Genomic DNA, 22,101 nt, shown 5'->3' on the forward strand with positions numbered 1-22,101 from the left:
GCACGTTGGACACTCGATCCCCTGTCATGGTTGCCCAGCCCGGGGGCCATTCTTCCGTATCGACGGAACGGGCCTCCAGGGGATTCCCACGGGATTCCGGACAGATTGTGTCGAGGAGCGAACACAGGTATGGACACAGCTGTGGACACAAGCGGGCACACCGGAACACGCGAGGGCCCCGGAACGCTATTCCGCCGCCTCCGCGGGACGCCCCGCCGTCAGCTCTCCCGCCACCAGTTCCGCGATCTGCACCAGGTTCAGCGCCGCCCCCTTGCGCAGGTTGTCCCCGCACAGGAAGAGGTCCAGCGCGTCCGGCTCGTCCAGCGCCCGCCGGACCCGCCCGACCCAGACCGGGTCCGTCCCGACCACGTCGTTCGGCGTCGGGAACTCGCCCGCCGCCGGGTCGTCGTAGAGGACCACGCCGGGCGCGTCCCGCAGGATGTCCTGGGCGTGCTCCCTGGTCACCTCGCGCTCGAAGCGGGCGTGCACGGCCAGCGCGTGGGTGCGGACGACCGGGATCTGGACGCAGGTCGCCGAGACCTTCAGGGCGGGCAGGCCGAGCACCCTGCGGGACTCGTCGCGGATGCCCGCCTCCTCGGCGGACCAGCCGCCCTCGCGCAGCCCGCCGGTCCAGGGCACCGCGTTGAGCGCGAGCGGGGCGGCGAACGGTCCCTGATCGGCGACCAGGGCGCGCAGGTCGCCGGTCTGCCCGCCGACTCCGGTGCCCGCGACCAGCCCGGTCTGGGCGCGCAGCGCCGCCTCTCCGTCCCGGCCCTCGCCGGCGGCGGCCTGGTAGGAGGCGACCACGAGCTGCGCCAGCCCGTACTCGGCGTGCAGCGCGCCGACCGCCGCGATCATCGCCAGGGTGGTGCCGGCCGGACTGGCGACGATGCCGCGCGGGCGGATCCGCAGCGCCGCCGCGTTGACCTCGGGGACGACCAGCGGCACGTCCTCGACGGTGCGGAAGGCGGGCGAGCCGTCGATCACCACGACGCCCTTGGCCGCCGCGATCGGCGCCCACTGGGCGGAGACCGGTCCGGGGACGGCGAACACCGCGACGTCGGTCCCCGCGAACGCCTCCTCGGTCAGCGGGACGACCTCGCCCGCCTCCCCGCGCACCACCGCCTCGCGGCCGGCCGAACGCGGGGAGGCGACGAGCCGGATCTCGCCCCAGACGTCCTGACGGAGGGAGAGCAGCCCGAGCAGCACCTCGCCGACCGCGCCGGTGGCGCCGACGACGGCGAGGTTCGGACGCCGGGTCACCGCCCGGCGTCCCGGCCGGGTGCCCGGGTCATCGCCCGCTGCTCCCGCTCCGCTCCCGGGTCATCGCCCGGTGCCGCCGTAGACGACGGCCTCGTCGCTCTCGCTGTCCAGGCCGAAGGCGCTGTGCACGGCGCGGACCGCCTCCGGCACGTCATCGGCACGGGTGACCACCGAGATGCGGATCTCCGAGGTGGAGATCAGCTCGATGTTGACGCCCGCGGCGGACAGCGCCTCGAAGAAGGTCGCGGTCACGCCCGGGTTGGAGCGCATGCCCGCGCCGACCAACGAGATCTTGCCGATCGCGTCGTCGTAGCGCAGCGACTCGTAGCCGATGCCCTCCTTGACCCGGCCGAGCGCGTCGATGGCCTTCTGGCCCTCGGTCTTCGGCAGGGTGAAGGAGATGTCGGTCAGGCCGGTCGACGCGGCGGAGACGTTCTGCACCACCATGTCGATGTTGACCTCCGCGTCGGCGATGGCGCGGAAGATCCGCGCCGCCTCGCCCGGCTTGTCGGGCACGCCGACGACGGTGACCTTGGCCTCGGAGGTGTCGTGGGCGACTCCGGAGATGATGGCCTGCTCCATCTCGCCCCCTTCGGGCTTGTTCGGGTTGTCGTTGCTGACGATCGTCCCGGGAAGACCCGAGAAGGACGAGCGTACGTGAATCGGGATGTTGTAGCGCCGGGCGTACTCCACACAGCGGTCGAGCAGCACCTTGGAGCCGGAGGAAGCGAGCTCCAGCATGTCCTCGTAGGCGATCCAGTCGATCTTGCGGGCCTTCTTCACCACACGCGGGTCGGCGGTGAACACGCCGTCCACGTCGGTGTAGATCTCGCAGACCTCGGCGTCGAGGGCGGCGGCGAGCGCCACCGCGGTGGTGTCCGAGCCGCCCCGGCCCAGCGTGGTGATGTCCTTGCTGGACTGGGAGACGCCCTGGAAGCCGGCCACGATCGCGATGTTGCCCTGGTCCAGGGCGGTGCGGATGCGGCCGGGCGTCACGTCGATGATGCGCGCCTTGTTGTGGACGGAGTCGGTGATGACACCGGCCTGGCTGCCCGTGAAGGACTGCGCCTCGTGCCCCAGGGATTTGATCGCCATGGCCAGCAGCGCCATGGAGATGCGCTCTCCAGCGGTCAGCAGCATGTCGAACTCACGGCCGGCAGGCAGCGGTGACACCTGCTCCGCGAGTTCGATGAGCTCGTCCGTCGTGTCGCCCATCGCGGACACCACGACGACGACCTCATGGCCGGCCTTCTTGGTATCGACGATTCGGCGGGCCACGCGCTTGATGCCTTCGGCATCCGCAACGGATGAGCCGCCGTACTTCTGCACGACAAGGCCCACGTGCGCTCCTCGACTCGAAGTCTTTTCCGGGGGCGGTGGGCCCCCGTACCCCCCGGGGGAGAAGGGGGTGCGGTCGTCGTCAGTCTACCGAGCAGGGGTGCTCCGACTGGCTCTTTCCATATGGTGAGACAGTCGTTTCAGCACGTGAGCGGCAGTTCGGGTGACTCCGCCGTCAGGTCTGCGGGCGATTCGGCACGACTCCGAAGAATCGGCGGACCGGGGGGCGGCGATCCGGCCGGATTTCTTTTCCGGCCGGTCCGCTGAGGCATCCGTCACAATCCGAGGGCGCATTCGATTCACGGAATGCCGCGTACCGCATACGGCGGGCCGCCGTCTTCCGCATATCGCTTACCGCCCGCCGCCCGCCTCTTGCCGCCAGGCCCTTGCCGGCTACCGGCTACCGGCTACCGGCTACCGGCTACCGGCTACCGCCCACCGGCTATCGGCCGAGGCCGAGTTCGGCCACCATCAGGTCGCCCGCCTGCTGCTCCAGCTGCTCGTCGGTGAGCCCGTCGTCGTCGGTGTCCGCACCGTCCGGCGCCGCACCGATCGGGCTGTCCAGCCGGACGTGGGCGATCAGCGACTGCAGGGCCCGCAGCACCGCCGTACAGGTCGTGCCCCAGTTGGAGAGGTACGAGAACTGCCACCACCACAGCGCCTCGCTGACCCGGCCCTCGCGGTAGTGGGTCAGGCCGTGCTGGAGCTCGCTGACCACACCGGCCAGGTCGTCCGAGATCCGGAAGGCGTTGGGCTTCTCCGGCGGACCGTACGGGTCGAAGACCTCGTGGTAGACGTCGATCGGCGCGAGCAGCTCGGCGAGGCGCTCGCGCAGCTGCTCGCCGTCCGGCTCGGGACCCGCGTCGGGCTCGAAGCGGTCGTCGGGGACGACGTCCTCGATCGCGCCCAGCCGGCCGCCGGCCAGCAGCAGCTGCGAGACCTCCAGGAGCAGCAGGGAGACCGCGCTGCCCGGCTCGTCGCCCTTGGCGACCTCGGTGACGGCGAGCACGAAGCTCTCCACCGAGTCGGCGATCTGCACGGCGAAGTCGTCCGGCTCCGAGCCGTGGCCGTGGATGTGCGGGGCGTGCGCCCCCGGTTCCCCGTGGGACTGCTGGTGGGGGGTGTGGGGCTGCTGGTTGATCGTCCGGTCAGACATCGAGCAGTCGTCTCCCTTCGAAGGCGCGGCCGAGGGTGACCTCGTCCGCGTACTCCAGATCCCCGCCGACGGGCAGGCCGCTCGCCAGACGGGTCACCTTCAGGCCCATCGGCTTGCAGAGCCGGGCCAGGTAGGTGGCGGTCGCCTCCCCCTCCAGGTTGGGGTCGGTGGCCAGGATCAGCTCGGTGACCGTGCCGTCCGCGAGACGCGACAGCAGCTCGCGGATGCGCAGGTCGTCCGGGCCGACGCCCTCGATGGGGCTGATCGCGCCGCCCAGCACGTGGTAGCGGCCGCGGAACTCACGGGTGCGCTCGATGGCGACGACGTCCTTGGATTCCTCCACCACGCAGATGACGCCGAGGTCGCGGCGCGGGTCCAGGCAGACCCGGCAGCGCTCGGCCTCCGCGACGTTGCCGCAGACCGCGCAGAAGCGGACCTTGTCCTTGACCTCCAGCAGCGCGTGCGCGAGCCGGCGCACGTCGGTCGGGTCGGCCTGCAGCACGTGGAAGGCGATCCGCTGGGCGCTCTTGGGCCCGACGCCGGGCAGCCTGCCCAGTTCGTCGATCAGGTCCTGAACCACGCCCTCGTACAACGTCGCGCCTTCCCTCGGATGGTCGGTGGTGCCGGTGTCCGGTCGTCGGGGTGCCCGGTCGTCCGGATGGCCGGTGGTGCTCCGGTGCCATCATCCAACGAATCGGGCGTCGGACGCAGCGCCCGACGCCCGACTCCCACATAAATCACATGGGTCTGTCGTCTGAATTTCAGGGCTTGGAACTTCAGATCCTCTGAAGTTCCAAGCCTGACATCAGAACGGCAGACCGGGGATGCCGCCGCCGAGGCCCTGGGTCAGCGGGCCCATCCGCTCGGCCTGCATCTTCTGCGCGGCCTGGTTGGCGTCCCGGACGGCCGCCAGCACCAGGTCGGCCAGGGTCTCGGTGTCCTCCGGGTCCACGGCCGCCGGGGCGATGGTCAGCGCCACCAGCTCACCGGAACCGGTCACCGTCGCCTCGACCAGGCCGCCGCCCGCCGTACCGGTCACCTTCGTCTCGGCCAGCTCCTGCTGGGCCTTCGCGAGATCCTGCTGCATCTTCTGCGCCTGCTTCAGCAGCTGCTGCATGTTGGGCTGGCCACCACCGGGGAACACGGCACTCTCCTTGCTGTCACGGCTGTCTTGCGGTGCTTCGTCCGTCACCGCCGAGCCTACGTGCTGCCTGCGGCTCCGGGCCCCGGTTCGGGGCCCGGATCAGGGTCGGCTCAGGGGCCGATCGAGGGCCGATCGCGAGCCCGGCAGGGGCCTGGTCAGGATCCCTGGTGGTGGATCTCCTCCAGCACCGTCGCACCCAGCTCGCGGATGATCAGCTCCTGGCCGGAGAACACGTCCTCCTTGAGGTCGGGATCGTCCGCCTCCGGGATGTCGTCCTCCGGGCGCACCGACTGCGCCGGACGGGCCGGCGCCGCCGCCGGCCGCGGGGCCTGCACCGGCGCGGACTGCACGGGCGGGGCCTGGACCGGTGCCGGAGCGGCCTGGACGGGCGGAGCCGCCACCGGCGACGGCACCTGCGCGGGGGCGGGCATCGACGGCGCGGCGGCCGCCGGACGCGCCGGGGCTCCCCAGCCGCCACCGCCCTGGGCGCCACCGCTCTGGGCGCCGCCGCTCTGGGCACCGCCGCCCGGGCCCCCGACGCCGCCGGACGGGTCGATGATGCACTCGACCCGCCAGTCCACGCCCAGCGCGTCGGCCAGCGCGGAGCGCAGCACGTCGTCGCTGTTGCTGCCGACGAAGCTGTCCCTGGCGCCGGCGTTGATGAAGGACACCTGGAGCACGCTGCCGTCGAAACCGGCCACCTGGCCGTTCTGGCTGAGCAGGATCCAGGTGAAGCGGCGGCGGTTCTTCACCGCCTCCAGGATCTGCGGCCACAGCTGCCGGACCTGCGCGGCTCCCTGCTGCGCGGACGCCGACGGCTGCCCGCCCGGCGCCGCCGCCGGGGCCGCCGCCGGAACGGGAGCCGGTGCGGGCGCGGGTACGGGGGCCGCCGGGGCCTGGGCGGCCTGCGGCGGGGCCGCGGGGGGCGCCGCCGGAGCCTCCGCGGGGGCTCCGCCGACGGGGGCGCCGGCAGGCGGGAAGCTGCGCGGGATCGGCCAGGCGCCCGGCGCGGGCCCGGCCGGCGCGGTGGCGGGCGGCGTGGCCTGTACGGGCGCGGGCTGCGCCGGAGGCGCCGCCATCGGCGCGGGCGCGGGCTGGATGGGCGTGGGCTGGACGGGCGCGGCCACCGGCGCCTCGGCCATCGCGCCACCCGCCATCGGAACTCCCACCGGGGCCGCCATCGGCGTGGCGAAGCCGCCCGCCGCCGCCCGTCGCTCCAGCTTGTCCAGCCTCGCCTGCAACGACAGCTCGTCGCTGTACGCGCCCGGCAGCATCACCCGGGCGCAGATCAGCTCCAGCTGGAGCCGGGGCGCCGCGTTGCCGCGCATCTCGGTCAGCCCGGTGTTGACGAGGTCGGCGGCCCGGCTCAGCTCGGCCGCGCCGAAGGCGTCCGCCTGTGCCTGCATCACCGCGACCCGGTCGGCCGGGGCGTCGATCAGCCCCTTCTCCCCGGCGTCCGGCACGGTGGCCAGGATCACCAGGTCGCGCAGCCGCTCCAGCAGGTCGGTGACGAAGCGGCGCGGGTCGTGCCCGCCCTCGACCACCCGGTCGATCACCTGGAACACCGTCGCCCCGTCCTGCGCGGCGAAGGCGTCCACCACCTCGTCCAGCAGCGCGGAGTCGGTGTACCCGAGCAGCGCCGTCGCCATCTGGTACGTGACGCCGTCCGTGCCGGCCCCGGCCAGCAGCTGGTCCATGACCGACATCGAGTCACGCACCGACCCGGCGCCCGCCCGCACCACCAGCGGGAACACGGAGTCCTCGACCTGGATGCCCTCCCGCCCGCAGACCTCCGCCAGGTAGTCGCGCAGCGTGCCGGGCGGGACCAGCCGGAACGGGTAGTGGTGGGTCCGGGACCGGATCGTCCCGATCACCTTCTCCGGCTCGGTGGTCGCGAAGATGAACTTGAGGTGCTCCGGCGGCTCCTCGACCACCTTGAGCAGTGCGTTGAAGCCGGCCGAGGTCACCATGTGCGCCTCGTCCAGGATGAAGATCTTGTACCGGCTGTGCACCGGCGCGAAGAACGCCCGCTCACGCAGCTCGCGCGCGTCGTCCACACCACCGTGCGAGGCGGCGTCGATCTCGATCACGTCGATCGACCCGGGCCCGCCGGTCGCGAGGTCCTGGCAGGACTGACACTCCCCGCAGGGCGTCGGCGTCGGCCCCTGTTCACAGTTGAGGCAGCGGGCCAGGATGCGCGCGCTCGTCGTCTTTCCACACCCGCGCGGCCCGCTGAACAGGTACGCGTGGTTGACCCTGTTGTTGCGCAGGGCCTGCTGGAGCGGAGCGGTCACGTGCTCCTGCCCGATGACCTCCGCGAAGGTCTCGGGGCGGTAGCGGCGGTACAGGGCTAGGGACACACCCCCGACGATATCGGGACGGACCGACAAACGCGTCGCCCCTCGCTCCCCCACGCCCCCCGGAGCCCGGCCCCGGGAACGCAAAGACCCCCCGTGCACCCGCCAGAGCCCTCCTACCCTTGCTGCCTTCCGGCCCTGGGGGGGTTCAGAGAGATAACGCCACACGAGGGGCTGAGCCCCACAGTACCGGATCCGGGCCCCGACGATCCACAGGCCACCCCCGCCCTCCCGCCTGCGGGATAGGTGGTCGCGACCACCCCGAAACATGTACTAAGCTCTCCCACGGAGGATTCGCCTAGAGGCCTAGGGCGCACGCTTGGAAAGCGTGTTGGGGGCAACCCCTCACGAGTTCGAATCTCGTATCCTCCGCCGACAGAAGGCCCGGACCGCTCAGCGGTCCGGGCCTTCGTCGTTTCTCTCTAGCCCGCCCGATAGACGTACGTTATTCTGTACAGCATGAAGACGATGAGTGCCACCGAGCTCCGCGGCAATCTCGCCGCCGCGCTCGACGCCATCGAGAGCGACGCCGAAGAGCTCGTCATCACACGCGCCGGCCACGAGCCGCTGGTTGTCGTCCCGCTGGCCGAGTACGCCTCACTCCGCGAGACCGACTACCTGCTGCGCTCTCCGGCCAACGCCGACCACCTGCGCCGCTCCCTGCAGGAGTACCGGGAGGGCCGTGCAGTGGCCCGCGAACTGATCGACCCCGAAGACCTCACCGAGCAGAGCGCGTGAAGGTCCAGTTCACCGAGCGAGGCTGGAGCGACTACCTGTCTTGGCAGGCCGACGACCGCCGCCTCCTCAAGCGCATCAACCTGCTGATCGACGACATCCGCCGAAACGGCAACGAGGGCATCGGCAAACCCGAACCCTTGCGCCACGAGCTCGCCGGAGCCTGGTCCCGCCGGATCGATCAGGAACACCGTCTGGTCTACGTCCTTGGAGAGCAGGCCGACACCCTGTGCGTCATCGCATGCCGTTACCACTACGGCAAGTAGACCCTGAGACCACCAAAGAGGCGCGCAGACGAAGGCCCATGGGGGCCGGGCGGCCTCCCGAGCCGGGATGCCGCCCGCTGACGCGCACCAGCGTGCCGTCAGTCCCTCACCGCCAGCAGGCGCACGGCCGCACGGCGCCCGTCGTGCTCGTACTCGACGCGACTGCCGGCCGTATGGCCGGACAGGGCCTGTCCGAGCGGGGTAAAGGGGCTGAGCTTCTCCACGTCCGCTGAGTGCGGCTCCTGGGACGTGATCTCGTACTCCTGCTGCTCCCCGTCGAAGTCCACCCGGACCAGGCGGCCGGGGCACACAGCGTCCGTCGCGGCCTTACGGTCGCCGGTCAGGTACGCCTTGAGCAAGGCCGCGCGCTCCTCCAGTTGCTCGGTGCGCCCGCGCTGCCTGCGCTGCTGGTCGGCACGGGCCCGCGGACGTGAGTCGCGCCCGGCGGAGCCGGACTGCTGTTCCAACTCCGCTCGCAGCTGTTCCAGTTCGTGACGGATCCGTTGTTCCGTGGACGCTGGCAGCACAACCACAGCCAACACCTTGCCGCTGGGCGAGGGCTGCCGGGGTGCTGTCAACGCCCCGGCATCCTCCGACACAGCGGCGACCGGCGTGGCGCTCCGCTGTGGGGTGACGCTCACGCTCCGGGCGGCGGCCCGCTCAACGGCGGTTCTCAGCCGGGCCTCGGCCTCCGCGCGGTTGCGGTACCAGTCGGTGCCCCAGATGCGGTGCAGTGTCCAGCCGAGCCCGGTGAGCATGGCCTCGCGCAGCCGGTCGCGGTCGCGGGCGGTCTTCGAGGAGTGGTACATGGCGCCGTCGCACTCGATGCCCAGTGCGTAGCGGCCGGGACGCTGCGGGTCGCGCACCCCCAGGTCGATGCGGTAGCCGGCGACGCCCACCTGTGGCTGGACGGTGTATCCCCAGCCGCGCAGAACCTCCAGCACCGATTCCTCGAAGGGGCTCTCGGTCACGGCGTCGCTGTCCTCGGTCTCCTGGGCGAGGACAACGGGCCCGTACTTGGCGTACTTGAGGTAGCGGGCGAAGTGTTCGAAGCTCTCGCTCTCGGACGGCCGGAGGTTCTCGGGCTCGAAGGAGGCCACCACCTCGACCCGGTAGCGGGCCCGGGTGACGGCGACGTTGAGCCGCCGCCAGCCGTCCTTGCGGTTGATCGGGCCGAAGTTCTGGTTGAGTTTGCCGTTCTCGTCCGGGCCGTAGCCGACCGACATGATCATCACGTCGCGCTCGTCGCCCTGCACCGCTTCGAGGTTCTTGATGAAGAAGCCGTCCAAGCGGTCGTCGGAGAAGCACTCGTCCAGGTCGGGGTGCCGCCTGCGCTCCTGATCGACCGCCTCCCGGATCACCTCGGCCTGGGCTTGGGAGAGCGCGACGACGCCCAGCGAGCGGTTGGGGCGGGTGCGGAAGTGGTGGATGACGCGCCGGGCTACCTCGAGGGCCTCACCGGAGTTGTTGCGGGCCGCCACACCGGAGCGGTAGACCCCTTGCTCGGCCTTGAAGAAGGCCACGCCCACGTCGGGCCCGTCCGAGAACGCACCGGGGAAGGTGGTCATAGCACCCCGGTAGAACTGCCGGTTGCTGAAGGCGATCAGGTGTTCGTGGCGGCTTCGGTAGTGCCAGCGCAGCGAGAGCTCCTTGAGCATCCCGTTGCCCTTGGCAAGGGAGAGCAGCGACTCGTAGCGGGGCACCTCCTCCTCGGCGTACGGGTCGTCTTCCCCGTCCTCGCCGGCGGTGAAGAACGCGGTGGGCGGCAGCTGGTTCTCGTCGCCGGCCACGATCAGAGCCTTGGCCCGATAGATGCAGTTGATCGCGTCCTGCGGCAGGACCTGGGACGCCTCGTCGAAGATCACGACGTCGAAGGTGAGGTCCGGCGGCAGGAACCGGCTGACCGTCAGGGGACTCATCATGAAGCAGGGCTTGACCCGCAACGCCGCCTCGCCGGCCTCCCGAAGAAGCACGTGCACCGGCTTGTGTTGCCTCTTCTTCCTGCCCTCGTACTGGATCAGTTTGGTGCCAGGGCTGCTGAGCACATCGGGCCGGTTCATGTCGCAGGTGCGCGCCACCCTGATCCGGGCATGCTCGGCCAGGGCGCGGTCGACATCGCGGAATGCGGCGACCTTGTCGTCGCGGTCCTTGGCCCGGTTCCAAACCAGGCGGGGGTCGTTCTGGATGACGCGGTCGGCCCAGGAGTGCAGCACGGACTTCTCCACCACCTGCGGGAAGTCCTCCGGCGTGACACCGACCCGGACGGCGCGGGCGGCCAGGTCGCCCAGGCCCGCCTCCTCCAGAGCCTGCTGGCCCCGATGGTAGGCCGCCCACTCGTCGGGGCCTCCGCGGTCTCCGTCCAGCAGGGCCAGCAGCTGCTCGGCCGACGCCGTCACGGACAGGGCGGCGCGCAGTTCGCGCCCACGCTGATCGTCGAACGTCCCGGTCAGCCGGACGCAGGAGCGGTCCCAGAACCGCTTCGCCTCTTCCAACTCACTGTCCGGAACTGCCTGATGGAGTATCCGGGCCGCCTCGGCAGGGAACACCCCGTCCTCGAGCATGCAGCTTTCCCTGAGCCGCTGCAGCCAGGCCGCGGCTTGTTCCAGCGCGGCACGCGCAGTGGCGCGGCCGGCGTACAGCACGCCGAGGAAGTCGCGGTCCTGCTCGACGCGGGCGGCGAACTCCTCGTCGGCGGCACGGGCGGCCCGAGCCGCCTCGATCGCGGCGCGCGCCTCGGCAAGGGTCCGGCCGTCGCGCTCGGAGACACTGTTGACGTGCTCGAGCAGCCGCGCGGCTTCCCGCAGTGGCTCGACGTGGACACTGCTCCAGTGGGCGGCGTCCGCCAGGGTGCCATCGTCCAGATCGCAGGGGGCTCCCAGGTGCGGCGGGAGCACCAGCGAGTCGCGCCACGCGGTGAGGATCTCGCCAGCGTCCCGCGCTGCCTCGCGGGCAGCCGGGCGGGGCTGCCCGCCGTGCGCGAGCTGGGATCTCAGCGCCTCGGGATCCACAGGTTGCGGGGCCAGTTCGGTGGCTTGCTCAGCGCGGCCAAGTGCCTTCTCCGCGGCCGCGAAGTCGGTCTCCTCGCCCTGCCAGAAGTGGCCGAGGATCTCGCCTTCGCGGCGGCCGTCCTGTTCCAGCCGCTGCTGTGCCTGCTGCCAGGCCACGGCGTCCGGTAGCGCCGCGAGGACGATCTTCGTGCACTTGGCACCCTCGGGCAGCAGGGCCCGCACGGTGCGTCGGTCGGCCCGGTACGAGGAGGACATGCGCGCCGTGAGCGAGCGGTGCACGGTGGCGAAGCGCTGGGCCACGTCAACCAGTGTGGCCTCCTCCAAGACTCGCTCGGTGAAGTACCGACGGGCCTTGTCGCGGGCCGTGCGCAGATCGGCGACCGCGTCGGACAACCGGTGCAGGGCCGTACGGGCCTGGGCCGCACCCGCCGGGGTGAGCCACCGCGCGGGAGGCTTCTCGTCCTGCTCCGGCAGCGACAGTTCGCTCAGGCGAACCAGCCGCAGGCCCTGTGCGCAGGTCTCCGGTGCGGGGACGCCGTACATGCGGGCGACGTTGGCCAGCAGCCGCAGTGCCCGCTCGAGGTTCTGCGCATCGACCGCCAGCCGGTCGGCGAGTGTCGTGGCCCGCTCGGCGGTGATGCCGGACAAGTCCAGCCCGGACGGGACGAGCGCGGCCAGCGCCTGCTCTCGCGGCCTCGGCTCGGGAGAGACCGGGCCGGAGGGGTCGGCCAGCTCGGCCCAGTGCGGTCCGAGCAGTCCGTGAGCCGTCCGTTCAGAAGCCTCGACCGCGTCCAGCCGGCGCTCGAAGTTCCGGATCCCGTTGGCGATCCGGGGCGGATCGGTCTCCAGCCAGGCCAGGGGCAGGATGGGCCGTACCCCACCCAGCCTCAGTGCCTCGATGAGACATGCGGCGTCGTACAGGCCGTCCCACCCCATGGCCCCCATCAGTGGGGCGTGCGGTGCCAGGGCACCGCGCAGGACCGCGAGGTCCTCCAGGGCTCTTGCCAGTGCATCCAGTTCGCCGCCCGTGTCCCCCAGCCCGCGCCAGGCGAACGCCTCGCCCTCCAGGGCGGGACGCCAGGAACGGGAAACCCAGCGTGCGCCGTCGAGGATGCCCCGCAGCCGTTCCTCAGTGAGGCCGGCCGCATCGAACTCGGGCTCCGGAGCGAGCTGCTTCAGGCTGTGCAACAGCGAGACACGTCCCAGGACGTCATGCAGGGGCCGGTTCATCCCCTCGCGGTGCCCGTTCATCGCCGCGGCGTAGCCGGAGAGTTCACGGCGCAACTCCTCGGCGGTGAGCAGTTCGCCGCGGCTCGCGGCCGGGAAGGAGCGGCGGGGTGCGACGAGCGACCGGCCGAGCTCCTGGGCGACCAGCTTGCGGTTGGCGGTGTTGCTGTGCAGAGCGAGGACGTAGTCGTCCAGACCGACCTGTTCGAGGCGGTTGCGCACCACGTCCAGTGCGGCAGCCTTCTCGCTGACGAACAGGACGCTTCGGCCCCTCTCCAACAGACCCGCGATCATGTTGGTGATCGTCTGGCTCTTACCGGTGCCGGGCGGGCCGTCCATCACGAAGCTGCGGCCGTCGAGCGCGGCAGCGACACACTGGCGCTGGGAGGAGTCGGCGTCCAGCACGAGCGGAGCCTGCTCCGGTGGCTGTTTCTGGTCGATCAGGTTCAGCGGCACCGGATCGAAGTCCAGCGAGTCCGCGGTGCCGGCCGCGTCGGCGCCCAGGCCCAAGGAACGCACCAACGGGCTCCCCAGGATCCGTTGCATGTTGTCCCGCAGGTCCCGGTACATCACCTCCTTGCTGGAGTTGAAGGCGTCCAGCACGATGCGCTCGCTGACCTGCCAGCCGCTACGGGCCGAGACGGCCCGCCTGACCTGATCCAGCATGGCCGGGGCGTCGGTGAGCTCGATCTGCTCCGGAGCCGGCCACTCGATGCCCATTTCCTCCATCTTGACGGCCAGCGCCGGGTTGAAGCTCGGCTCCTCGTCGCCGTTGAGCTCCAGGAGGAAGGAGTCTCCCCTCCATCTGCGCAACCGCACCGGCACCAAGAACAGAGGCGAGGCGACGGGGTCGGCATCGGCAGCCGGACGCCACTGGAGGAAGCCCACACCGAGGTGCAACACCCACAGGCCGTAGTCGTTGTACTTCTCCTGCGCGACGGTGGCCAGGCGCTTGAGGTGCCTGTCCTGTTCGGCCTGGGTCGCCTTGGTGGTGCGCAGGGCGAGCCGGGTGGTGCCGGCGCCTGTCCGGGAGGCGGGGGTGTCGATGGGGCGGCTTCCAGTAAGGGCTGCAACCACACCGCCGAGGTGCTCGGACGGGTCGGGCTCCGGCTGGACGGCGGCGATGGAATTCGCCGACACCTGGGCGAACAAGCAACCTTTGGGCAGAGCCTCCAGCACCTGCGCCAGCCCCGGCGCGATGATGTCCGCGCCCGCCTGCCTGCTGCTGCGCCGGTAGTGCACCAGCCGGTTGCGGAAGCCCAAGTCGATCAGAGACTTCTGCCAGGACTCCAGAACCGACCTCAAAGGGTCGGCGGCACTGTGGTGTCCGGAGCGGCGGTGGGCCATGCTGGTGACTCCGTTCGAACCGATCAGATGGTGCGAGAATCGTGAAAGCCGAGTGGCGGAAGCATAGTGCGTTCGCCCGGTAACCGAGAGAGAAGTGCACGGTCCACCGACCATCAGGGCATCCCTGGCCGGGGCATCGCGACAGCCGCACACCGTCAGGGCGAGGGCTCCCCGCGGTGGCGAGAGGTTTGCGCCCAGGGCTAACAGCGGCCGAGAGGTGGCCTCCGCCGCACAGAAGAGGCCCGAGGCAAAGAGCCTGATTGCAGTTCTGGTTGCATTCACCCCCGTCCGGCGCCGTTCACAGTCCAGTCGACAGGCCATTCCGCTACAGGTCAGGACCCCCTACGGCCCTCCGCGGACAGCCGGACGAACATTTGGAAAGCGTGTGGGGGAAACCTCTCACGAGTTCGAATCTCATATCCTCCGCTGACAGAAGGCCCGGACCGCATCACGCGGTCCGGGCCTTCGTCGTTTCAGGCCGCAGCCGTACGTCGTCCCTCGGCTGCGGCTCCCTCCCGGGAGGGAGCCGCGGACCCGCCGGGGCGGGATCCGTGGCCGTCGTCGGCCCGGTTGACTCGGGGCATCGACGACCGGGGAGGCGACCATGTTGTTCAGGCGTATCGGGCAGGTGCTGGCGCAGGCCACCGTGGCGGTGCTGCTGGCCGGTGTGGCCGCGGGGCCCGCCGCGGCCGCGCAGGAGACGGGACCGGCCGACATCCGGGCGGCCATCGAGGCGGTGCCGGGTCTGCGCGTCGTGGAGGAGCAGCAGGCCGCGAGCGGGTTCCGCTTCTTCGTCCTGACGCTGCACCAGCCCACCGACCACCGGCACCCGGAGAAGGGCGGTTTCGAGCAGCGCCTCACGCTCCTGCACCGGGGCACGGACCGGCCGACCGTGCTGTACACCAGCGGCTACGCCGTCTCCACCGCCCAGTTCCGCGTGGAGCCCACCGAGTTGCTGGACGCCAACCAGGTGAGCACGGAGCAGCGGTTCTTCGGCACCTCCCGGCCCGAGTCCGCGGACTGGACCGACCTCGACATCCGGCAGGCCGCGGCCGACCACCACCGCGTGGTCGAGGCGTTGCGCGCGGTCTACCGGGCGGCCTGGATCTCCACCGGCGGCAGCAAGGGCGGCATGACCACCGTCTACCACCGTCGCTTCTACCCGCAGGACGTGGCCGGCTCGGTCGCCTACTCCGCGCCGAACAACGTCGACGACCACGAGGACTCCGCCTACCTCGACTTCCTGCGCACCGTCGGCACCCCCGAATGCCGCGGCGCCCTCCAGGCCGCCCAGCGTGCCCTGCTGGAGCGCCGCACCGCCCTGGTCGCCGGGTACCAGGCGTGGGCGGACTCCCGGGGCGACGGCTTCCGGCTGGTCGGCAGTGCCGACAAGGCCTTCGAGATCGCCGTGCTGCGGGCACCGTTCATGTTCTGGCAGGGCCGCGGACAGGCCGCCTGCCCGGCCGTGCCGGCTCCGGACGCCTCCGACGACACGCTGTACGGCTGGCTCTCCGACGTCGCCCAACTCCAGGTCTACGCGGACTCGGTGGCGAACGAGTTCGTCCCGTACTTCTACCAGTTGGGCACCCAGCTGGGGTACTTCCCGGTCGAGACGGCCCACCTGGACGGCCTGCTCCGCTACCCCGGCGCCACCGAGCCGCGCACCTTCGTCCCCCGTGACGTCCCGCTGCGCTACCAGCCGCAGGCGATGCGCGACGTGGACCGGTGGGTCCGCACCCACGGTGACCGGCTGATGTTCGTCAACGGCGGCGCCGACCCGTCGGTGGCCGAGCCGTTCCGGCTGGGCCGGGGCTCCCGGGACTCCTACCTGTTCCAGGTGCCGGGGGGCACCCACGCGGCGCGCATCGCCAAGCTGCCCGCCGCCGACGCCGCGACGGCGGCGGCCACGCTGCGACGGTGGGCGGCGGTGTAGCGCCCCCGCGCCGCGCACCGGTCCCGGACCCGGCGGGCAGGGCCGGGGCCGGGGCCGGAGCAAGGGCAGGGGCAGGGGCAGGGGCAGCCGCCCGGTGTCCGATTCGTTCAAGACCGGGCGGGCGAGAGCGCCTAGCGTGGCGGGCATGAACAGCACTTCCGCACCGCAGTTCGCCTTCATCGGTCTCGCCGTCTCGGACGTGGCCGCCTCGGTCGCCTTCTACCGGCGGCTGGGGATCGAGTTCCCCGAGGGGGCCGAACGCGAGCCGCACGTCGAGGCCGAGTTGCCCGGCGGGCTGCTCCTGGTGCTCGACGCCGAGTCCACCATCCGGTCGTTCCATCCCTCCTGGCAGCCGCCGAGCGGCGGCACGCGGGCCGCGCTGGCGTTCCGCTGTGCGGGCCCCGCGCAGGTGGACGCGCTGTACGAGGAGCTGACCGGCGCCGGGTACCACGGGGAGCTGGAGCCGTGGGACGCCTTCTGGGGGCAGCGGTACGCCGTGGTGCACGACCCGGACGGCAACGGGGTGGACCTGCTCGCGCCGCTGTAGCGGGACTATCCGAGCAGCAGGGCGGTCACCGGCATGCCCGCCAACTCCCGTACGTCGCGGGCCAGGTGGGCCTGGTCCGCGTAGCCGGCCCGAGCCGCCGTGTCGGCCAGCGGGACGCCGGAGCGGGCCAGGGCGAGGGCGCGCTGCATGCGCAGGATGCGGGCGAGGGTCTTGGGACCGTAGCCGAAGGCGGTCAGTGAGCGGCGGTGCAGCTGGCGGGCTCCGAGGCCGACCGCCTCGGCCGTGGCGGCGACGGACCGTCCGGCGGCGAGCGAGTCGGCCACCGCCCGGATCCGCGGGTCCTCGGGCCGCGCTCCGGCCGCCAGGTGCAGGGCCAGGGACTCCAGCGCGGCGGCCGGGTCGGGGGCCGCGTCGATCCGCTCGGTGAGGCGACGCACCTCGGCGGCAGGCCGCAGATCGGCCAACTCGACGCGGTGGTCCAGCAGTTCGTGCGCGGGGACGCCGAGCAGGGCGGGAGCCGCGCCGGGGCGGAAGCGCACCCCGGCCCAGGGGCCGCGCAGTCCGGGGCCTGGGCGGAAGGCCCGGGTGTCCGGCCCCGCGACCAGCAGCCGCCCCCGCGTCCACAGCAGGTCCATGCAGCCGTCGGGCAGGACGGGGCCGGCCCCGTCGGCGCCCGTACGCCCGAGGGCCTGCTTCGTCCAGACGACCGCGCCGGGCAGCCGGGACGCGCGCTCCAGGTACTCGGAGGACATGACGCGAGGCTACGCGCCGGGCGGGCCGGAGGCGCGCGGACGCCGACCGCCCCGGCCGCACGGGGCGGTCGGGGCGGTCAGGGCGGTCAGGGCGGTCAGGGCGGTCAGGGCGGTCAGGGCCATGGATCGGGCCATCGGGCCAAGGCCGAAGACCAAGGACCGAGGCCGGGGTCAGGCGACCGGCTCGACGTCCGGCACCGCCGGAGCCTCGGCCCCGCCTCCGGTGGCCTTCCGCGGGTCGCGCATCAGTACCAGGGTGAGCGCCGCGGCCGCGAGGACCGCGATGCCGCCCACCGTGAAGGTGGTGGAGGTGGCGGTGTTGAACGCCTCCCGGGCCGCCGCGACCAGTCCGCCGTCCCCGGTGGAGCCGCCCAGCGCGAGGGCGCCGGTGATGTCGTGGCGGGCGGCGGCGGGGGCGGAGTCGGGCATCGCGCCGGTGTAGGTGCCGGAGAGCACGGTGCCGAGGATGGCCACACCGAGTGCCGCGCCGGACTGCTGGATGGTGTCGTTGAGCGCGGAGCCGACGCCCGCGTGCTCACCGGGGATGGCGCCCATGAGCGCGTTGGCGGCGGCCGGCATGCCGAGGCCGGAGCCGATGCCGAGCACCAGCATGGCCAGGCCGACCTTGGTGAAGCCGTCGCCGACCGAGAGGGTGGCCAGCAGCCCGAAGCCGGCCGCGATGACCAGCATGCCGATCGAGGTGAGCACCCGCGCCGGGACCTTCTTGCCGATCACCGCGCCGATCGCGTTGAACACCAGCGAGGCGATGGCCAGCGGGATGAAGGCGAGGCCGGTGTCGGTGGGCGAGAACTCCAGCACGAACTGGAGGTACTGGGTGAGGACCAGCATCAGCCCGCCGGTGGCGAAGGTCAGCAGGACGAGCGAGAAGCTGGCGCCGGTGAAGACCCGGTTGCGGAACAGCTTGAGCGGGACCATCGGCGAGCCGGTGCGGACCTGGCGGACGGCGAACCCGGTCAGCGCAGCTGCGGCGAGGACGAACCCGCCGAGGGTGCCGGCGCTGGTGAAGCCGTCCCGGGGCAGCACGATGATCGACCAGACCAGCGCCGTCATGCCGACCATCGACAGCACCATGCCCGGCAGGTCGGGCCGGCGCCACGGTCCCTTGGACTCCGGCATCAGCAGCACCGCGGCGAGGATGGCGACCGCCGCGATCGGCACGTTGAGCAGGAAGACCGCGCCCCACCAGAAGTGCGCGATCAGCGCGCCGCCCAGCACCGGACCGCCGACCAGGCCGACCATGGCCACCGCGGTCCAGGCGGCGATCGCCTTCGGGCGCTCCTCGTCGTCGAAGACGGTGATCAGGATCGAGAGCGTGCTCGGCATGACCAGCGCGCCGCCGACGCCCATCAGGACGCGCCCGGCGATCAGTTCACCGGGGCTGCCGGCGTACGCCGCGACCAGCGAGGCGGCGCCGAACAGTGCCAGTCCGACGATCATCACCTTCCGCCGTCCGAAGCGGTCGGAGAGGCTGCCCGAGGTGAGCAGCAGGCCGGCGAAGACCAGGATGTACGAGTCGATGATCCACTGGATGTCCTGTGCCCCGGCCTTGAGGTCCTCCGCGATCGGCGGGATGGACACCGTGAGCACCATGTTGTCGATCACCAGCACCAGGCTGCTGAGACAGAGCACGATCAGAATGAGCCAGCGCTGCGGATGACGTTCCACGGCGTTTCCCCCTTCGAGCTTCGGAATGACGCGCAGGCGGTGGCGGCCGTGGCCGTAGCCGTGGCCGTGACTGTGACCGGTGCCGCGCAGAAGTCGTCGCGGCACACACCGCCCTCCGTCCCCAGGGGAACGGTGTGCGCCACTCCGAACACTGTACGGACTCCGAACACTGTTCGCAATGCCGTACACCGCTCGCACTCCGCACACTGTTCTCCTCGCCGTACACTGTTCGCAGCAACCTGCGGCGAGCTGCGCCGAACCGGACCGGGTCCGGACGATTGGTGAGGAGGGCCCGATGGCGGCCACATCAGAGGGCGGTACGACAGGTACGACAGCAGGCATCCCCACGCCGTGGAACCGCCCCCAGCGGCGACGGGAACAGCCCACCCTCAGCCGGGAGCAGATCGTCGCCGAGGCCTTCGCGCTGCTGGACTCCGACGGCATCGAGGCGCTGAGCATGCGCAAGCTCGCCGCCCGCCTGAACGCCGGCGCGACCTCGCTGTACACCCACGTCTCCAACAAGGACGAACTGCTCGCCCTGGTCGTCGACCAGGTCTTCGGCAGCCTCCCGCTGCCCGGGGCCGAGGGCTCCGAGCAGCCCGGGGCCTGGCGCGCGACGGTCATGGAGCTGGCCGAGAGCATGCGCGCCGCGATCATGCGACACCCGTGGATGGTCTCGGTGATCGGCGACGTCGGGATGATCTACCTCGGCCCCAACTGGATGCGGCTCTCCGAGGCCTTCCTGGTCGTACTGGAGACGGACGGCTTCGAAACCGGCGAGGCGAGCGACGCGATGAGCGCGGTGATGGGCTACACCATCGGGACGGCCTGCGTGGAAGCCTCCTGGGTGAGCGCACTGGCCCGCAGCGGCCAGGACGAGCAGGAGTGGATGGACCAGCTGCTGCCCGCAGTCATCGAGGCCACCAAGGAGTTCCCGCGGCTGCACCGGCTGTACACCACCGAGGTGCCGGAGGAGGTCGCCGCGGGCCGGGACACCAGCTTCACCCGCGGCATCACCGTCATCCTGAACGGGATCGAGGCGTCCCTGACGGCCCGGCGCAAGAGCTGAGCACCCCTCAGCCCCCGCCCCGGACCCCGATGACGGCCGGACACTCCGACCGGCGCCCGCCGAGCACCCCGCTCAACTCCCGCTGAGCGCCTGCACCTCCGCGTACCCGGGTACCGGGGCGACCGGCTCGTCCGCCGCGACGGCCGCCGCCGTGGCCAGCGCCGCCGCCAGCGCCGCGCGGTACAGCAGCGAGCCCAGACTGACCCGGGCCACCCCGAGCGAGGCCAGCTCGGGGAGGCCGGGGCCGGCCGGCGACCAGAGGATGTTGAGCGGGACGGCGAGCTCGCCGACCAACCGGGCGATGACCACGGGATCGGTCAGCCCGGGGACGAACACGCCGTCCGCGCCCGCCTGTTGGTAGGCCGCCAGGCGCCGGAGCGTCTCCGCCTCGGGGGCGTCCTGCCCGCACCAGTACGGGTCGGTGCGGGCGTTCACGAACAGCTCCGGCGCGGCCTGCTTCACCGCCGCGATCTTCGCGGCGTGGCGGTCGGACGGGGTCAGCGTGCCGTCCGCCCGGCCGTCCTCCAAATTGATGCCGACCGCGCCGGCCTTCGCCAACTCGACTGCCAGCTGGGCGACTTCGTCCGGGTCGTCGCTGAACCCGGACTCCGCGTCGACGCTGAGCAGGAAGCCGCGGCGCCCGAGCCGGCGCGCCAGCCGTACGGTCTCCGCGCGGGTGGCGGCGGCGCCGTCGGGCAGGCCGGCGACGGCCGCCACGCCCAGGCTGGTGGTGCCGATCGCGGGGTGGCCCTGGGCGGCGAGGGCGACGGCCGAGGCGTGGTCCCAGGCGTTGGGGAGCAGCAGCGGGTGGCCGGGCCGGTGGTGCAGGGCGGTGAAGGGGGTCATCGGGTCGTCTCCTCCGGCTCGTTCGGGTCACTCGGATCACTCGGGTCACTCGGGCCGTCCGTCAGGCTCCCGACCGGGTCCGTCAGGCTCCCGACCGAGTCCGCGTAGTAGTACCCGGCCCCGGAGACGTGGCAGACGATCTGCCGGAAACTCCAGCCCGTACCCGGCGAGTCGTCCAGCCACTCGTCGGGGAGCGCGGCGACCCGCCGGGACCAGATCCCGGCCAGCCTGGTCAGCCGGCTGCGGGCCTCGTCCAGGTCGGCGGCGGTGAACGGGGCGAGGTCGGCCGGGGTGGTGATGCCGGAGGCGTGCCAGTGGTCCGGCTCGGTCGGCTCTCCGGCCAGCCTGGCCTCCAACTCCGCCAGATGGTCGACGAGATGGTCGGCGATGCGGCGAACCACCTTGTGCGGAGCATAGGTTCGGCCGTCACCGTTGACGATCGGACGGCCGTCCCAGGCCGTCCAGCCGGCCGCCGACGCGAGTACATGGTCGACCATCTCAGGTACCATCGCGGCGAGTTCGGCCTTTGTCAGGCCCTGCTTCGGCGGCGTGTCGGCGGACGTCCCGGTGTCCGCCGGGTCGGAGGCGCCGTACAGGACGCCCTCCGCGATGACCAGGGCCTGCGAGCGGCCGGGGCAGCCCCGGGGCGGGGCGCCGAAGGTGAGCGCGACGCCCTCCGGCGCACCGGCCTGGGCGGCCCCGATGTCGAGCAGGACCCTGCTCCCGGCCGGTACCGGGACGCCACCGACCTCGGTCGCCCGGGCGGCGAGCCGGCGCATCGTCCGCAGCGGCGGGTCCGCGCGCAGCACGCCGTTCAGCCCGTCCCGGTGCCGGCGGGCGGACTCCACCAGCGCGGCGGTGGCGTCGCAGGCCTGGACGAGCAGGCCGATCCGGTTCGCGGCCGTCTCCTCGTCCCGGTCCCCCATCGCGGGCAGCAGCCGGGCCACCGCCGAGTCCGCCTCCGGGTCGGCCGGCTCGTCGGCGAAGTACGCCCGCGCCACCGTCGCGACGTCCCGCGCCACCGCCTCCGGGTCGGCCAGGCCGAGCTCCGCCGCGAGCACCCGGACGACCCGCAGCCGTACGTCGGGCTCGAAGCCACCGGCCGCGGCCACCCGCAGCCGGGCCGGATCCAGCCGTTCCAGGTCGGCCAGCACCAGCGCCCGGCGCCGGGCGTGCGGCTCGCCCGAACTGAACCGGGCGACGGCGGAGCGCAGCCAGGCCACCGTGCCTGGGGCGGCGCCGGGGGCGGCGGGCAGCGGGACCAGCGCCGGGTCGGCCAGGGCCGCCGTCACGTCGTCGTAGCGGGAGAAGGTCAGGGTCGCCGGGCCGGGGATCACCGTGGTTTCGCTCATGCCGTCATCGTGGTCCCGGGTCGTTTCGGCCCCGGCCGAACCGTGCCGGGGCGACCCTGGAGGCATGTCCCCGGCCCCGCCTCCCCACGCGGCCCCGCCGCTGCGACCGCCCAC

The 22,101-nt window shown here is 72.2% G+C and carries 17 protein-coding genes, 1 tRNA gene and 1 other RNA gene; 6 read left to right on the forward strand and 13 right to left on the reverse strand.

Annotated features, from left to right (window positions below):
- Positions 1-186 precede the first annotated feature (186 nt).
- The 7 genes from ACZ7C5_RS00065 to ffs all read right to left on the reverse strand — a co-directional run bounded on the left by ACZ7C5_RS00065 (position 187) and on the right by ffs (position 7,437).
- The gene (locus ACZ7C5_RS00065; protein WP_401080548.1) at positions 187-1,263 is read right to left on the reverse strand and encodes an aspartate-semialdehyde dehydrogenase; all 1,077 of its coding nucleotides are present in this window, start codon (positions 1,261-1,263) and stop codon (positions 187-189) included.
- A gap of 60 nt (positions 1,264-1,323) precedes the next feature.
- A complete protein-coding gene (locus ACZ7C5_RS00070; protein ID WP_401080550.1) occupies positions 1,324-2,604 on the reverse strand; it encodes an aspartate kinase in 1,281 nt (426 codons plus the stop codon).
- Positions 2,605-3,043: 439 nt separating this feature from the next.
- Positions 3,044-3,757 carry a DUF5063 domain-containing protein gene (locus ACZ7C5_RS00075; protein ID WP_401080552.1) on the reverse strand — a complete coding sequence of 238 codons (714 nt, stop codon included), beginning with the start codon at positions 3,755-3,757 and terminating at the stop codon, positions 3,044-3,046.
- A complete protein-coding gene (gene recR / locus ACZ7C5_RS00080; protein WP_401080554.1) occupies positions 3,750-4,349 on the reverse strand; it encodes a recombination mediator RecR in 600 nt (199 codons plus the stop codon). Before recR ends, ACZ7C5_RS00075 begins: the two co-directional genes overlap by 8 nt.
- Before the next feature lie 213 nt (positions 4,350-4,562).
- Positions 4,563-4,901 carry a YbaB/EbfC family nucleoid-associated protein gene (locus ACZ7C5_RS00085; protein ID WP_401080556.1) on the reverse strand — a complete coding sequence of 113 codons (339 nt, stop codon included), beginning with the start codon at positions 4,899-4,901 and terminating at the stop codon, positions 4,563-4,565.
- Positions 4,902-5,056: 155 nt separating this feature from the next.
- Positions 5,057-7,261, reverse strand: a complete 2,205-nt coding sequence (locus tag ACZ7C5_RS00090) for a DNA polymerase III subunit gamma and tau (protein WP_470321572.1) — start codon at positions 7,259-7,261, stop codon at positions 5,057-5,059.
- 79 nt (positions 7,262-7,340) lie between these two features.
- An RNA gene (gene ffs / locus ACZ7C5_RS00095) (signal recognition particle sRNA small type) lies at positions 7,341-7,437 on the reverse strand.
- A 108-nt stretch (positions 7,438-7,545) separates the two neighbouring features.
- Between ffs and ACZ7C5_RS00100 the strand changes: the two genes are divergently transcribed.
- The 3 genes from ACZ7C5_RS00100 (at position 7,546) to ACZ7C5_RS00110 (ending at position 8,259) form a co-directional block, all read left to right on the forward strand.
- A tRNA-Ser gene (locus ACZ7C5_RS00100) sits at positions 7,546-7,630 on the forward strand.
- Between the two features lie 87 nt (positions 7,631-7,717).
- A complete protein-coding gene (locus ACZ7C5_RS00105) occupies positions 7,718-7,996 on the forward strand; it encodes a type II toxin-antitoxin system Phd/YefM family antitoxin (protein WP_470321573.1) in 279 nt (92 codons plus the stop codon).
- On the forward strand, positions 7,993-8,259 hold the full coding sequence (locus ACZ7C5_RS00110) for a Txe/YoeB family addiction module toxin (RefSeq protein WP_470321574.1): 267 nt from the start codon (positions 7,993-7,995) through the stop codon (positions 8,257-8,259). The genes ACZ7C5_RS00105 and ACZ7C5_RS00110 overlap by 4 nt, the downstream gene beginning before the upstream one ends.
- A gap of 98 nt (positions 8,260-8,357) precedes the next feature.
- On the opposite strand, the gene ACZ7C5_RS00115 is transcribed toward ACZ7C5_RS00110, so the two are convergent.
- Positions 8,358-13,955 carry a DUF4011 domain-containing protein gene (locus ACZ7C5_RS00115; RefSeq protein ID WP_470321575.1) on the reverse strand — a complete coding sequence of 1,866 codons (5,598 nt, stop codon included), beginning with the start codon at positions 13,953-13,955 and terminating at the stop codon, positions 8,358-8,360.
- Positions 13,956-14,445: 490 nt separating this feature from the next.
- On the opposite strand from ACZ7C5_RS00115, the gene ACZ7C5_RS00120 reads away from it, so the two are divergent.
- Complete coding sequence (locus ACZ7C5_RS00120; protein WP_470321576.1) at positions 14,446-15,774, forward strand: S28 family serine protease; 1,329 nt, start codon at positions 14,446-14,448, stop codon at positions 15,772-15,774.
- A 145-nt stretch (positions 15,775-15,919) separates the two neighbouring features.
- On the forward strand, positions 15,920-16,321 hold the full coding sequence (locus ACZ7C5_RS00125) for a VOC family protein (RefSeq protein ID WP_401080602.1): 402 nt from the start codon (positions 15,920-15,922) through the stop codon (positions 16,319-16,321).
- A 5-nt stretch (positions 16,322-16,326) separates the two neighbouring features.
- Here the strand turns inward: ACZ7C5_RS00125 and ACZ7C5_RS00130 are convergent, their stop codons facing one another.
- From ACZ7C5_RS00130 to ACZ7C5_RS00140, 3 genes are read right to left on the reverse strand one after another with little or no spacing between them, the layout of a single operon-like run.
- Positions 16,327-17,034: a helix-turn-helix domain-containing protein gene (locus ACZ7C5_RS00130; RefSeq protein ID WP_401080604.1), complete on the reverse strand. Its 708-nt coding sequence runs from the start codon at positions 17,032-17,034 to the stop codon at positions 16,327-16,329.
- 9 nt (positions 17,035-17,043) lie between these two features.
- Positions 17,044-17,169 (reverse strand): hypothetical protein, encoded by a 126-nt coding sequence (locus ACZ7C5_RS00135; protein ID WP_470321577.1) that lies wholly within the window; start codon positions 17,167-17,169, stop codon positions 17,044-17,046.
- Positions 17,170-17,205: 36 nt separating this feature from the next.
- Positions 17,206-18,720 (reverse strand): MFS transporter, encoded by a 1,515-nt coding sequence (locus ACZ7C5_RS00140; RefSeq protein ID WP_401080606.1) that lies wholly within the window; start codon positions 18,718-18,720, stop codon positions 17,206-17,208.
- Positions 18,721-19,015: 295 nt separating this feature from the next.
- On the opposite strand from ACZ7C5_RS00140, the gene ACZ7C5_RS00145 reads away from it, so the two are divergent.
- Positions 19,016-19,789: a TetR/AcrR family transcriptional regulator C-terminal domain-containing protein gene (locus tag ACZ7C5_RS00145; RefSeq protein ID WP_401080608.1), complete on the forward strand. Its 774-nt coding sequence runs from the start codon at positions 19,016-19,018 to the stop codon at positions 19,787-19,789.
- 72 nt (positions 19,790-19,861) lie between these two features.
- Here the strand turns inward: ACZ7C5_RS00145 and ACZ7C5_RS00150 are convergent, their stop codons facing one another.
- Both ACZ7C5_RS00150 and ACZ7C5_RS00155 read right to left on the reverse strand, forming a co-directional pair.
- Positions 19,862-20,635 carry an isocitrate lyase/PEP mutase family protein gene (locus ACZ7C5_RS00150; RefSeq protein ID WP_470321578.1) on the reverse strand — a complete coding sequence of 258 codons (774 nt, stop codon included), beginning with the start codon at positions 20,633-20,635 and terminating at the stop codon, positions 19,862-19,864.
- Positions 20,632-21,987: a hypothetical protein gene (locus ACZ7C5_RS00155; RefSeq protein ID WP_470321579.1), complete on the reverse strand. Its 1,356-nt coding sequence runs from the start codon at positions 21,985-21,987 to the stop codon at positions 20,632-20,634. The genes ACZ7C5_RS00150 and ACZ7C5_RS00155 overlap by 4 nt, the downstream gene beginning before the upstream one ends.
- Between the last annotated feature and the right edge of the window lie 114 nt (positions 21,988-22,101).

This window comes from Kitasatospora sp. NPDC036993, from assembly GCF_055607525.1.

What these genes read in the sequence shown, in the direction of transcription:
- ACZ7C5_RS00075 (WP_401080552.1), bottom strand. Translation starts at nt 3,757, where the DNA reads ATGTCTGACCGGACGATCAACCAGCAGCCCCACACCCCCCACCAGCAG.
- ACZ7C5_RS00105 (WP_470321573.1), top strand. Translation starts at nt 7,718, where the DNA reads ATGAAGACGATGAGTGCCACCGAGCTCCGCGGCAATCTCGCCGCCGCG.
- ACZ7C5_RS00115 (WP_470321575.1), bottom strand. Translation starts at nt 13,955, where the DNA reads ATGGTCGGTGGACCGTGCACTTCTCTCTCGGTTACCGGGCGAACGCAC.
- ACZ7C5_RS00120 (WP_470321576.1), top strand. Translation starts at nt 14,446, where the DNA reads ATGTTGTTCAGGCGTATCGGGCAGGTGCTGGCGCAGGCCACCGTGGCG.
- ACZ7C5_RS00125 (WP_401080602.1), top strand. Translation starts at nt 15,920, where the DNA reads ATGAACAGCACTTCCGCACCGCAGTTCGCCTTCATCGGTCTCGCCGTC.
- ACZ7C5_RS00130 (WP_401080604.1), bottom strand. Translation starts at nt 17,034, where the DNA reads ATGTCCTCCGAGTACCTGGAGCGCGCGTCCCGGCTGCCCGGCGCGGTC.
- ACZ7C5_RS00135 (WP_470321577.1), bottom strand. Translation starts at nt 17,169, where the DNA reads ATGGCCCGATCCATGGCCCTGACCGCCCTGACCGCCCTGACCGCCCTG.
- ACZ7C5_RS00145 (WP_401080608.1), top strand. Translation starts at nt 19,016, where the DNA reads ATGGCGGCCACATCAGAGGGCGGTACGACAGGTACGACAGCAGGCATC.
- ACZ7C5_RS00150 (WP_470321578.1), bottom strand. Translation starts at nt 20,635, where the DNA reads ATGACCCCCTTCACCGCCCTGCACCACCGGCCCGGCCACCCGCTGCTG.
- ACZ7C5_RS00155 (WP_470321579.1), bottom strand. Translation starts at nt 21,987, where the DNA reads ATGAGCGAAACCACGGTGATCCCCGGCCCGGCGACCCTGACCTTCTCC.